The following is a 13,231-nucleotide window of genomic DNA, read 5'->3' as shown; positions in this document are numbered from 1 at the left end:
GCGGTCACTTTTCTAGCCGGTTGCTTGATCTATTTCGGTAGCTGGATTGGGATTTATTTTCTAGCATAAAAAGACTCCGTTCTCACATTCGAGAGCCGAGCCTTTATTTTAATACGCATTCAAAAGCTCATCCAATTCTTCCAGATTTGCAATCGGTCCTTTGAATGAATGCAAGACAATACCTTCCTCGTCCAAAATATACGAAGTCGGGAAGGCAAGAACTTCATAGAGTTTTTCTACCTCCCCGTTTGGATCCAGAACAATTGGGAAAGTGAGCTGATACTCGTCTACAAAGTCTACGACATCTTGGTTAGAACGCTCTCGTTGCGTCATATTGACAGCGACAACTTCATAATTCGACTTTTCTGCAGAGTTATCGTAATACACTTGCATATGCGGCATTTCGTCTTCGCAAGGTCCACACCAAGAAGCCCAAAAATTTAAGAATACTTTCTTCCCTTTTAAATCAGACAAACGAACAACATCCCCGTCGAGTGTCTCTAACACAAAATCAGGCGCTTGGTTGCCGGTCTGTATGCCATCATTAAATGACTCCGTTGGTAGAATTCCACTTTGGTCTGCAACCATCCCACTTGGATATTCCTCTTCACCGAAATTCGTTTGAATCATGACTACCACTAAATATGCGAGCAGAACGATGCTGAGCGTTGCCGCTACTTTTCGAACAATCTTCATACTCAATCGACTACTTTCTTAGAATGTTTATACTGTAAATACCTGTAATTCAAGTGTATATCATATTGCTGAAAGAGTCACTAATTTCCAGGGAACTCCTAAATGGTGACAGGCACCAAATGCCATCTGTTCCCATTTGGTGCCTGTCACCTAAGCATCACCTAAGCAAGCAGCTGCTCTCGGAAACTTTTTTGAAGTTCATACGTAAAACTACTAAGACCAATCGAAGAAGGGGCGAGGAGACATGCAATTTAACGAACAAGAATTCAATGACATTTATGATAAAGAGATACGCGAAGTCAATGCGCAACTCGATAACGAAATTCTTTTTGTGCTTATTGGGGACGTGAACGCGGGGAAATCGTCCACTGTAAATCAAATTATGGGGGAAGATGTGGCGTCAGTTGGCGCGCAACCTGGAGAGACGACGGCTATCAAGAAATATGTATACAAAGACAAAATTGTGTTTGCAGATACACCAGGGCTCGATGATATCAATAAGAGCAATTCCGAGGAGACGCTGAAATACTACAAAGAAGCAGACGTTGTGTTGTTCTTCTTGAACGCAGCAGGAACTGTTCTGTCAGATGGGGAAAAGAAGGCACTTCAAGACGTGAAGAAGACCAACAAGGAAATCATTCTTGTGCTGAACAAGATTGACGCAGCCGATGATATTCCGGGTCTCGTCCAGTACATTCGAACGAATACCAACAACGAATTTAAAGTCGTGCCTATCTCGTCGCGCACGGGGGAGAACATGCAGCAATTGCGTGATGCGATCTTGGATATTTTGCAGACGAAAAAAAAGGACCTTCTCTTCGCGAAAGAATTAAAAGCAAAATCCGCAGTCGCAAATAGATGGATCATCGCAGCATCGACGTCAGCGGGAGTCATTGGCGCTGTTCCACTCCCTGGGGCAGACATCGTGCCACTGACAGGCGTACAGGTTGGTTTGATGGTGCGACTGGCAACACTTTATGACAAGCCGATTTCGAAAGAACGTGCACGAGAACTGGCGATTGCTACTTTGACCGGAAACATCGGAAAGAGCATCTTCCGCCAAGCAGTCAAAGTCGTACCAGGCGCCGGCTCTGCAATCGGTGGAGGCGTCGCAGCATCTCTGACACTCGCGCTTGGATACGGAATCAAGTACGCGTATGAAAACGATATTGAGTTGAATGTCGAGTTCTTAAAGAACTTCGCCAGCAACTTCAAAGACAAGAATCCAAACACATAAGACAAAACCATCTTGCGAAGAGTGATGGTGTCCATGAAGAAAGCCCTCCGGAACATGCGTCCAGAGGGCTTTTGTGATTTTTAGGATGCCCAAGACCTTGCTAGGAAGGGCTTGAGAAATTAGGGGGTGGGTGTTGAATTAGTTTCCATAATACGACTTCGGTAGAACAAATCTAGTTTCGGTAGAATAAATGTCCATTTCGGCAGAATAAATCTTGGTTTCGGTCGAAGAACGCCCGCTCAGTTTCTAGAGTGGCGTTCTCCACATCTAGTGAAATCGAGTTGCGCCTCCTAGAAATCCCGCAAGAAGCCATCGCGGCCCATGAAGCAAAAGCACTTCACGGTCCACGCTGTCATCTTGCACAATTTCTAAACAGTCGGCTCCACATCTAGAATGCCCCCGACCCACCGCCGCCACCACCGACTCCGCTGCCCCCGCCAGAGCTAACGGAACCGCCGCTCGCACTTGCGCTAGTTGATGTGTTCGCTGCGACAAAGATGGTCATCAAGAACATTGGGTTCATCACAAAGTTGTTATCTTGACTGACTGCACTTGCCATCGTAAATGCTTCTGCTTTCTTTTCCGCTGTCTTCGAATCACTTCCTAGCAAATACGCATAGGCACGTTTTCGCTCATCTTCCGTCAATGCTTTCCACTCATCTTCTGTTACTTCCGGAAGAGATTTCTTCAACGCGCGCCATTCTCCACGGATCAAGTGACCTTCCACTGAGATCGGCGAATAGAGAAGCGCAAAAACGAATGCTGTGAATGCGAAGAAGATAGAAGCGGCCATCCATGGATAGACTTCATAGATGCCTGTGTATACTGCCAGTCCAACAAATAAAGCAGAAAGAGCCCCAGCGATCCAACGAACCATTGGGCGTTTTTCATAAAAATCATGCGAGAGCACTTCTGCACGAACGCCTTTTGTCCATTTCGCAATGGCTTCGTTATAGGCCGAATGATTGATTGTTTTACTCGTAAACTCTTTTACTTGTGATAAGGTGAACCGTTCGCCATCCCCAATGCGGTCGACGAGAAGCGTTAGTAATGTTGCTTCATGGTCGTGTTCTGTCGTTCGATTCACGCGTACAAACTCGTCTTCAGAAACTTGCGTTAAGTTTCCTTTCCGTACCAAATCAAGTATTGCCGCAGCCGTGACATGCGGAGAGAGGAAAGGGGAGTTCGTGAAATACAACGTTCCTGGAATGCTCAATGTTTCTTTTGGAACGAAGAAGCCATTTGCATTGCTCGTAGCCGCTCGCTTTCGATTAAATGCTGAGAACCAGGCAAAGAACAAGCCAATCAATAAAATCGTACCGGCACCAGCAATAATTGGTACACCCACTGAAATCGCTGTCTGCTGATTCGCTGCAAAGGCTGCTGCTTCTTCCTCAAGTTTTGTTCGGTCCGCTGCCAATTCGTCTCGAATAGTCCCATTCTGAGCTGCAACCCCCGGAAATAGTTCCGCATCGAAAATTGCGCGGACGTCTCCGTTTCGGCCGTCACGCACAGTGCCCATCTCGAAACGCACACTACCGTCACTCACAATTCGCTCAGACCCATAGGCTTCGCCATACCCGAGCGCTTCCGTATCAGTCGACGTTTGTGGTGGCGTCACGACAATCGTCATGTCTTCATAAGTCGACTCGTTGCTGTCATCAAAGAACGCATAATAGAATTGTGCGCCGTCTTCAAACTTTTCTACAGCTTTTTCTACTGTGTACGACAAATCAATTCTAATGGTCTCGCCATCATCACCTGCTCGGTAGATCCGGAATTCTCCGTCTTCGAACTCCGTACGCAATTGTGTTCCATTTTCGGAAGCTGTAAAATTCTCAATCGCTGTTCCTTCTTTGGCAATCAAGGAGCGCGTAATTCCATTAAAGTCGTCTTCAAATATATAGGTGAACGTTTCCATGACTTGTGCAGTTCCGTTTTCTTCTAACTGAACATCAATCAATACCGTGTCAATTTCAAAATCAATCGCAAAGGCTTGGAGCGGGAATAGCCCCGTCATGAGTAGCGCGAATAGGATTGGAAGGAGTAGCTTTTTTGTCATTTGTTATCACCTCTTCCCTTTATTTACGAATAAGCTGAAAAAAAGTTTCGGGTAAAGAAGTGTGTAAGTTCCTTAGGATATTTTTGGAGATAAAAGGATTTTGAGACTTTTTCTAGAATAAGAGTAGAGATGGGATTTATTCGATAAGAATTAGTGAAGGGGGAAAACCACTTGAAGAAAGTAAAATATATTCTTGTGTTGCTACCAGTTCTTTTAATTGTGTTTATAGTCACCACTAACTCTATTGCTTCCTCTCAGTCTTATAAGCTCACAAATTCAGTTACGAGTGGGCCTTGGGTGCTGAAGTATGAAGTCACTAAAAAGGGGAAAGAGGATTGGCAGCTTGATCAATTCCTGTTTAGTAGAGGCGAGGTTAAAGTTCGAGAACTCATTATGTACACAGAGTCATCAAACCTTGGTTCCGACGAAATAGGTCGTACAGAAATGAAAAGTGTGGACCATATAACGTTTACAAATCAACTTGCGAGTAGTTCAGAATATATAGGGTTGTCGAATACAAGTAGAGTGGACGAAGAAGAAATGCGCCAAATTTTATCAAAGCTGACTACAACTATCCTTTGGAAAGAGGAAGGACAGGGAGAACAAGAACTAAAAATTACGCTGGGTGAATAGTAGGGGGCATAAGTAAAACGATGAAAAGTAAAGAAGCTCAATACAAAATTTTAAGCATTATTTTAGCAATTGCATTGATTGCAGTAGTATCCATGCAGGTATTTACATACCCTAGCAATTCTTTAGAGTTACATAGTTGGTTACTGAATGAAGAAAATCTAGCATCACTGGATGACGAAATTTTCCTAACTAGCACCGGCAAAACGGCTGAGGAAATTCGAAATATTTATGATTCGAATAACCCTAGTAAAATCAAGCAGCTCACGTATGTTGAGCTAACTGGTCGATTGCAACCTCTCTTGATTGAAACATCTCCGGGGTTAGAGAAGTTCAAAGTGATTCGTGTGATTGAAGTGAATGAGGAAGTGGAAGCTATTTTGAAAAGCTCTCTAGAATAATAGAAGTTCCCAAGAAAGATTTCAATGAAGATTGCACTTACAAATGAGACAACTCCAAGGGTTATCTCATTAATTAAGTTAACTTCACTTATGAAATCTTACCTGGGAGCTTTTTTCAGCCTGTGATTATCGGCTTTTTAGGACGAAGCGACTTGTAGAGCGACTTCATGTATTTTAGTCGCTCTAGTGCAGTCGCCCAAAAGATATCTATTCACTTGAATCGACATGATTTTGAGAAATACATCTACAAATAGATATATTTGGGATATCATGAACATATAGATTAAATTTTTTTACCTATGACTATTCAACTAATCAATCCATGTGCAAATTAAAGTGTTGTCTAGAAATCAGCATTAGAAACAGAAAGTATTCAAAGGGTCGAAATGAATTAAAAGAATTATATCTATGCTATTTGTCGCAATCTTAATGACTAGGATGTACAAAATCGAAGAAAATGTGTTAGAAGAGAATACAGTAGTTGCTGAAGAGGAGGTAGTCGAACAGGTCGAGGTAAATAACGAAGTTGTCTCAACAGATGAGGAAAAAGCTGAAGAAACTAGCGAAGTAGATAAAGAAGAATCTGAATCAGAAGTTGTTGAAGAAGTAGATACGGTATTTGAAGGCTATACACTTCTCAAAGTAGATAGGGGTGACACGTCCGGGATACGTCAACCGAATGTAGTAGTCGATATAGGATTTGGTGATCGTGAGCACTGGGCTTTTACAAATGAAAATGGTCAATTGGTTCGTGTGGTTGCTGCGGAAATTATCTTACCAGATGATAGTGAACCGATGATGTCATCAGGCAGATACTATTCAGATGAAGCAAAGGTTCCTGGGGTCGAACATGATCAACTAGATGAGGTACACGTTATTGCAGACTCGCTAGGTGGTGTGTCTAATACCTATGATATTACTCCGCAAGACAGCACCCTTAACCGACATGGTAATCAGGCCTATATGGAAAGTGTTATTCGAAGTGCAGGTGGGGCTACCAACTTTGAGGTCATCATCACATATCCAGATACAACTGCACATATTCCTTCAAGTTATCAATACACGTATACACTCATGGGTGAAGTGATTGTAAATGTCTTTGAGAACGTGAACCCTGATGAAGTGAACGAAGAGCTGGGTCTTACTGGAGAAGAGTCAGAAGCAACTGCAGATACTACAAAAAATGATGTCTCAAGTGTAGATACAAATGGAAACGGTCAAGTCACAATCAAGGAAGCAAAAGCTGCAGGATATTCAATGCCGATTACAAGTGATCACTGGCTCTATCAATATATGGATGATAGAGATGGCGATAGTATGGTTGGATAATATTTTTTTAAAATGAAAGTAATTGAAAAAAATATCTCTAGGATATAGTGAAGTGTTTTTAATTGAAGGAGTGATAACTTGATGTTTTATCATTATACAGATTCAATAAGTAAGCTTAACTTATCGACTAGGTTATTCAATGCGCTTACTAAAAATAAGATAGATACGATTAATGATTTATTTAGTTTTTCTAAAGAAGATTTCTTTAAGATTAGGAATCTAGGCAAAAAGAGTATAGATGAACTGAATGAAGTTATTGATGAATTAGAAAAGTATAAAGAAAGCATCTACTCTCAACAAATTCTAAGAGAGCCAGAACAAAGAAAAATTTTCTTTGGAAAAGATGGAGTGAAATATTATGACATTTCCATTGAAGAATTAAATTTAAGTGTTCGAACATTTAATTGTCTACAAGCTGCAAAAATCAATTACTTCTCAGATCTCCTATTAAAAAGTGATGAAGAATTAATTAAGATAAGAAATTTAGGTCAGAAAAGTTTGTCGGAGTTAAATGAGTTGTTAAGAAACACTTCACTAGAGTGGTTTTCTGAAGAGGAAAAGTCAAAACGTAATGTCTTAGAAGATATATCTAGCGAATTATTTAAGGTTCTTAGTAAAAAAATAAATATTAATCCAGCAAATTTATTTGAAGTTCTCACTTCATTATATTCAAGCTACTCAAAGAATAATGAAAATATTGAAGATGCAGTAACAATATTGAAAGACAAAAAATTTATTGAAAGTTTATATGAATCACTATATATTCAAGAGTCTTTTGAAAAATATATACAGACTCTTATAAAAGAAGAGATTTATGGATGTGATGAAGAACAAATATTAGAGAAAATGCCAAAGTATTTTGATGACATAGAATTTGTTGAGATGATATTGGATAAACTATTATCAAAAAATCATATAGCAATATTTACTAACGACAAGTATTTTACTGTTTATAAACCGTTAGATTTAGGGCTTAAAGAAATATTGACTACAAGACAATACGAAATCTTTAGTGAGCGAATTAGAGGGAAAACATTAGAAGAGATAGGGCAAATCACTAATTTGACTAGAGAAAGAGTTAGGCAGATAGAAGCTAAGATACTAAGAATTTTAAATCAAGGAAACTACTATTTTGAAGAAGATATTTATTCAGATATTTATCAAAGATATATTATAAGCTCAGATGATTTTGAAATCGCTTTTAAAAATCGAGAAGCCTATAACTATCTAGCTCTCAGATATGGTCTTAAAAAGGGTGAAGTTAAAGACTCTAAAATCCCTTTGGAGAAAATACTCGAGGATAAGAGTGTACCTATTTCAATCAAAAGAGCATGTGAAGTTGCAATCTATAAAGATTACGTAAAAATTGCCAAAGATTATGTTCCATGTACTAGAAATGACATAAGTAATTATGTTCTTAAACACTTTGCAACAGATGGTATCAACTTTAATGAGTTTCGTGATCTATATTTCTCATTATTGGAGGATATCGGGCGTTCGAATGATAGTAGATTGACTTTAATGGAGAGAGGTTACGAGAACAAACTTGCGGCAAGTAATAATACTTTATGGAAATATGGGAAAATGCTCCGATATTACAATATTGAAGTATACGATTTTACAGAACTTTTAATGGCATTGAATTTGAATCAATATAAAGATGTAGAATATTCCACACTAAAATTTTTCAGACTATATCCTGAAATTATGAAAACATATGATATTCGAGATGAATATGAGTTACATAATCTTTTAAAGAAAATTTGTGATCCAGGTACTTACCCTGAGGTGAATTTTAGACGGATGCCTCAAATAGAATTTGGTAATGCTGATAGAGATACTCAAGTGAGAGAATTGCTATTTTCCTTAGCTCCAATATCAAATTATGACCTCGCTATGGAATATGAACGAGAGTATGGGACGGCAGTAAATACAGTATTAGCAAACTATATGACTAACTTTAATGAGTATTATCATGATGACATCTACATAATCGATTTCCCTCATTTACCGGATGATATATCTGACAAATTGCAAAGAACTTTATCCAAAGAATTTTATTTATTATCTACAGTGAAGAGTATTTATCAAAATGAGTTTCCTGAATACGAGGAAAAACTACTAAATCCATTTACATTAAAAAGACTAGGCTTCAAAGTGTATTCAAATTATATAATAGTCGACCAGTTTAATTCTGCAGCTGAATTTTTCACTTATTTATTAAAAAAAGACGATATTTTGAATTATAACGAAATTTCTAGTGAGATAAAGGGGATAATTTCTTTCACTTATCAATTATATAAATTAAAGGCAGATTATGAAATTATCGAATTTTCGCCGAATAAGTATATAAATAAGAGAAGGTTAGAAGAAAATGGAATCACACGTGAAATGTTTGAAGCCTATTGTGAGGATGTTCTAAAGTTCGTTGGAGGAAGTAAATATTTCACTCTTCATTCTTTAAGAAAAGAAGGATTTTCTCATGATTTAGATGATTTAGGGTTCGAAGACTATTTTTATACCTCACTTTTAATAGAAGATAAAATCAATGTTTCACATTTAAGAGTGGGTGGAAACAAATTAATGTTGAGTGGCAATTTTGAAGTACGTTTTGAAGAGTTTCTAGAGTATGTGGTTTATAGTTTAGATGCATTGTCGATTGATATATTTGAACTATTAGAGTATTTACAGTACCACTATCAGATTAAGGTGAATATTTACAAGTTAATCAAAGTCGTTGAAAACACAAATATGTTTTATGATGTCGTTTCTGAAAGAGTTTATGCAGATTACGATATATACTACGAGGAGGTATAGAATTGAATTTATTAATTGAAGGAATTGAAACAAAAGCAGTGGTTGCTAACAATACGGATAAAAGGATTGTTATAGGTGAGATATCTAAAAATTATCCTGTATACAAAATTAGATTAGATCAATTATATTACAATGATCAAAATGATCGAATTGCTACTTGGATCTCACAATATAAAATCGACCAGAACATTGATAGTTTAACCTCATTAAATAGAGAAGAATATAATCAAACAATCCATAAGTTTATTACCGACAGTAATCCACAAGCACTTAAGAACACACAGAAAAATATTAAGTTGATAGGGCAGCAAGAAGTAGGTGTTGTTCTATATGATGGTCGTATTATTGATGGAAATAGGAGGTTTACTTGTTTACGCAATATTGAAAGAGAAACTGGCAAGACGCAATATTTTGAGGCTGTAATCTTAGACCATACTATTGAAAATAATGCTAAACAAATAAAAATGTTAGAGCTTATGTTGCAACACGGGCTGGATGAAAAAGTTGGATATAACCTTATTGACAAGCTCGTAGGTATATACAACGATATCATTGAAACAAAGCTTCTAACTGTTAAAGAATATGCAGATAGCGTGAATCAAACTCCTGCTCAGATAAATAAAGAGGTTGAAATAGCAGAATTACTAGTGGAATTTTTAGAATTTATTAATGCTCCGAAACACTTCCATTTAGCGCGAACTATGAATATAGCTTCATCGTTAGATGATTTATTCAAGATGTTAAAAAGAGTGAAAAATGATGATAAAAAGGAAGATTTGAAGAATATTGTGTTCGCTCAATTGCTTATTCAACCAGTAGGCGATTCTAACCGTTTTATAAGACAAATTGGAAAGATAGTAGATAGTAAGAAATTCTTCGATGATTTTGTTGATGAACAAACTGAAATAGTAGAAAAAGTCTGTGATGAACTTGAGAAACATCCAAGAGTTACAGATAAAGAAATATCAAAAATCAGATCGGAAGATCAAATTAAGAAAGATTTTAAACATTCTACTGAAATATTTTTAAACCGTGTAGATTCAGATACAACTCGTAATCAACCTATAAAACAAGTCGAAAAAGCTTGTGATTCAATAGAATTAATAGATAGAAATATTTTCAAGAAGTTAAATGATGATCAAAAAGACGACATTCAAGAACAACTAGATAGACTCGAAGAACTTATATTAGACATGAGGAAAGAATTAGATGTTTGATACTCTTACCCTTAAGTCGACCTACTCTACTTATGAAGATAATATTGGTGAACAGTTTTATACGCCTATCCTGAGTTGCTGTACACATTACGATAGAGCATCTGCCTATTTCTCTGCAAAGGCACTAGCTAGCTATGCTAAAGGTCTAGAAGTGTTTTCTCGGAATGGCTATAAATATCGGCTGATTATTTCTTCAGAAGTCACTGAAGATGATTACAATGAAATAAAAAAAGGCTATCAATTACGAGATACTATGAGAAAAAAATTGATTAGTCAATTAGATGAGTCATTGACATCTGTAGAAGTGAAAAACTTATCTAACTTAGCATATTTAATATCTGTTGGAACTATCGATATTAAAATGGCTTTTACTCAGAAAGGAATCTTTCATGATAAGTTTGGTGTTATGAAAGATTCTAAAGAAAATATAATATGTTTTCGAGGTTCAAATAATGAGACAGACGCAGCCTTTCGTTCAAACTATGAAGCATTTGATATAACTTGTAGTTGGAATTCTTCTGAGTTCGATTATTCTAAAATCACAAAAAGTATAGAGACGTTTGATAACTTGTGGGAGAACAGAACGACAGGTATTATAGTCAGTAATATTGATGAAGTGATTTTAAAGAATATACTAACCTATAATAAAGGTCAGGTAATCCATGAAACCATTATGTTGAAGAATGATTGTTTGATTCTTGATTACAATGAAAGTAATCTCGAATTATCTATTAAGTTAGAGCCGAGTATTATTTGGAATAGTAAACTCTATAAATTAAAACTACGAAGATATGTCGATACTGATTTAAGTTATGATGAAAAAATCGTCTTTAAAGAGCATCTTACCTATCCACACTATAAAAAAATAATAAAAATACTGGAAATCGATTCGAATAATAGAGAATACGATTTTCACGTAACTAAAAGGCTATTAGACTATATTTCTTCGCGTGAAATGCATATCAATGAAAGAGCAAATATAGGTCTTGCAATAAAACAAGAAAGTCCTCAGATTTTCAAGGAATTTAATGAATATAGACAAGTTGTTGATATGAGCATGGATAGAAGATTGCGTGACAAACAGATGTGGGATTCATTTTATATGTATTTAATGAGGAAATCAGGAAATTTCTCTGTCCCAGGTTCAGGAAAAACATCCTCTGTGCTGGGGGTTTTTGCATACCTTACAAATAAAAATTTGATTGATCGAATAGTAATGGTTGGACCCAAAAATTCTTTTGGATCTTGGATTGATGAATTTAATATTTGCTTTAAATCTAAAAAAGAACTAAAAACATTTAACATTCAATCATATAAAACTTTGTCAGAAAAGAAACAAGCAATTTTATATGATACTGGGGACAAAAACCTATTATTGTTTAACTATGAGAGTATAAATTCTATTTTAGATGAAATGAAAAATATTATAAATGACAGAACATTATTGGTATTTGATGAAGTACATAAAGTGAAGGGTATCAAAAAACAGCGTGCAGGAAATGCACTTGAAATATCCAGAAATTCATTTTATACCATTGCAATGACAGGAACTCCTATACCTAATTCTTATTTAGATATAAAAAATTTATTGAGTATTCTTTATCATGATGAATATGGAGAGTTTTTTGGGTTTTCCGATCAACAATTAAAGAGCCCTTCAAGTGGCGATATTGAGTTTATCAATAATAAAATCCAACCTTTTTTTTGCCGAACTACAAAACAGCAATTAAATGTTCCAAATGCTAACGACGATATTTTGATAACAACAGAGGCAAGCGAAAATGAAAACAAAATATTTCAGATTTTATTATTAAAATACGCCAAGAACAGACTCGCTTTGATTGTAAGATTATTACAATTAGAATCGAACCCACAGATGTTATTAAAAGCATTAGATGTAAACGGTGAAGATTTTTCTGAAATACTGGATACTTCAGGTGAAATTGAAGATATTGGTTTCAAGGATTATTCTGATGAAATCAAAGACTTAATTAACTCTGTATCTACTACTAAAAAATTCAATGCTTGTATTGGACAAACACTAGAGTTATACAGTCAGAACAAACCTGTTATCATATGGTGCATCTTTGTAGATTCCATTCTTAGATTATCATCCGAATTAAGATCTAGAGGTCTCAATGTTGGACTGGTATATGGTGCAATTAATTCGCAAGAAGAACGAGAAAGTACATTAAAAGATTTTCGAACAGGTAAAATTGATGTACTAATAACCAATCCTCATACTCTTGCTGAATCTGTGTCGTTGCATTCCGTTTGCCATGATGCCATTTACTTTGAATACAGTTATAATCTTGTTCACCTTTTACAATCAAAGGACAGAATCCATAGACTAGGATTACCTGAGGAACAGTATACTCAATACTTTTACTTACAAAACTATTTTGTGGATAGAGATAATCAGGCTTATTCATTAGATAAGAAAATCTATGAGAGACTAAATGAAAAAGAACAAACTATGTTACAGGCAATTGAAAATGATATTCTAGAACCGGTAGTTACTATTGAAGAGGACCTAGAAATCATTTTTAAAGACTTGAAACATTAATGTACAAAATTAAATGGATTTCAAATAATAATCCCCTCAGGAAACTATATTCTGAGGGGATAACTATTACCTTTCTATTTCTCTTTCGTATTCGCTTTCCTTAGCGTCTCGTTCTACTTGAAGGAATGTTGTTTATGGCAGTATAAAAATGTAGTGTTTGGCAGTTAATTCATGCAGCCTCGTAAGAGGCTGTGAAAATAAGAAAAGCCACTTGTCAGCATCTCTCCATACAATTAAACTCTCTGATATTGGGCTAACAATATTCAGGGAGGTACA

General features: G+C 36.3%; 9 protein-coding genes. 7 read left to right on the top strand and 2 right to left on the bottom strand.

What is annotated here, in order from left to right:
• Positions 1–108 precede the first annotated feature (108 nt).
• Positions 109–696 carry a peroxiredoxin family protein gene (locus tag AB5N96_RS11275; RefSeq protein WP_499705548.1) on the bottom strand — a complete coding sequence of 196 codons (588 nt, stop codon included), beginning with the start codon at positions 694–696 and terminating at the stop codon, positions 109–111.
• A gap of 244 nt (positions 697–940) precedes the next feature.
• On the opposite strand from AB5N96_RS11275, the gene AB5N96_RS11270 reads away from it, so the two are divergent.
• A complete protein-coding gene (locus AB5N96_RS11270) occupies positions 941–1,933 on the top strand; it encodes a YcjF family protein (RefSeq protein ID WP_204590440.1) in 993 nt (330 codons plus the stop codon).
• A gap of 388 nt (positions 1,934–2,321) precedes the next feature.
• Here AB5N96_RS11270 and AB5N96_RS11265 read toward each other — a convergent pair whose 3' ends face one another.
• Entirely contained in the window at positions 2,322–3,995 is a 1,674-nt protein-coding gene (locus AB5N96_RS11265) for a DUF2207 domain-containing protein (protein WP_499705547.1), read from the bottom strand.
• 171 nt (positions 3,996–4,166) lie between these two features.
• On the opposite strand from AB5N96_RS11265, the gene AB5N96_RS11260 reads away from it, so the two are divergent.
• The 6 genes from AB5N96_RS11260 (at position 4,167) to AB5N96_RS11235 (ending at position 12,955) form a co-directional block, all read left to right on the top strand.
• Entirely contained in the window at positions 4,167–4,628 is a 462-nt protein-coding gene (locus tag AB5N96_RS11260; protein WP_499705546.1) for a hypothetical protein, read from the top strand.
• Positions 4,629–4,648: 20 nt separating this feature from the next.
• On the top strand, positions 4,649–5,026 hold the full coding sequence (locus AB5N96_RS11255; RefSeq protein WP_499705545.1) for a hypothetical protein: 378 nt from the start codon (positions 4,649–4,651) through the stop codon (positions 5,024–5,026).
• A 408-nt stretch (positions 5,027–5,434) separates the two neighbouring features.
• Complete coding sequence (locus AB5N96_RS11250) at positions 5,435–6,355, top strand: DNA/RNA non-specific endonuclease (protein WP_499705544.1); 921 nt, start codon at positions 5,435–5,437, stop codon at positions 6,353–6,355.
• Positions 6,356–6,436: 81 nt separating this feature from the next.
• A complete protein-coding gene (locus tag AB5N96_RS11245) occupies positions 6,437–9,172 on the top strand; it encodes a DNA-directed RNA polymerase subunit alpha C-terminal domain-containing protein (RefSeq protein ID WP_499705543.1) in 2,736 nt (911 codons plus the stop codon).
• Positions 9,173–9,174: 2 nt separating this feature from the next.
• Positions 9,175–10,389, top strand: a complete 1,215-nt coding sequence (locus AB5N96_RS11240) for a hypothetical protein (RefSeq protein WP_499705542.1) — start codon at positions 9,175–9,177, stop codon at positions 10,387–10,389.
• Positions 10,382–12,955 (top strand): SNF2-related protein, encoded by a 2,574-nt coding sequence (locus AB5N96_RS11235; protein WP_499705541.1) that lies wholly within the window; start codon positions 10,382–10,384, stop codon positions 12,953–12,955. The genes AB5N96_RS11240 and AB5N96_RS11235 overlap by 8 nt, the downstream gene beginning before the upstream one ends.
• Positions 12,956–13,231: the final 276 nt, after the last annotated feature.

Origin of the sequence: Chryseomicrobium imtechense (assembly GCF_041475995.1) — a bacterium.
Classification (GTDB): domain Bacteria; phylum Bacillota; class Bacilli; order Bacillales_A; family Planococcaceae; genus Chryseomicrobium; species Chryseomicrobium aureum.
The sequence above is the reverse complement of the archived record's forward strand: the minus strand, read 5'-3'. Positions and strand labels throughout refer to the sequence as shown.

What these genes read in the sequence shown, in the direction of transcription:
- AB5N96_RS11250 (WP_499705544.1), top strand. Translation starts at nt 5,435, where the DNA reads ATGCTATTTGTCGCAATCTTAATGACTAGGATGTACAAAATCGAAGAA.
- AB5N96_RS11245 (WP_499705543.1), top strand. Translation starts at nt 6,437, where the DNA reads ATGTTTTATCATTATACAGATTCAATAAGTAAGCTTAACTTATCGACT.
- AB5N96_RS11235 (WP_499705541.1), top strand. Translation starts at nt 10,382, where the DNA reads ATGTTTGATACTCTTACCCTTAAGTCGACCTACTCTACTTATGAAGAT.
- AB5N96_RS11255 (WP_499705545.1), top strand. Translation starts at nt 4,649, where the DNA reads ATGAAAAGTAAAGAAGCTCAATACAAAATTTTAAGCATTATTTTAGCA.
- AB5N96_RS11265 (WP_499705547.1), bottom strand. Translation starts at nt 3,995, where the DNA reads ATGACAAAAAAGCTACTCCTTCCAATCCTATTCGCGCTACTCATGACG.
- AB5N96_RS11270 (WP_204590440.1), top strand. Translation starts at nt 941, where the DNA reads ATGCAATTTAACGAACAAGAATTCAATGACATTTATGATAAAGAGATA.
- AB5N96_RS11275 (WP_499705548.1), bottom strand. Translation starts at nt 696, where the DNA reads ATGAAGATTGTTCGAAAAGTAGCGGCAACGCTCAGCATCGTTCTGCTC.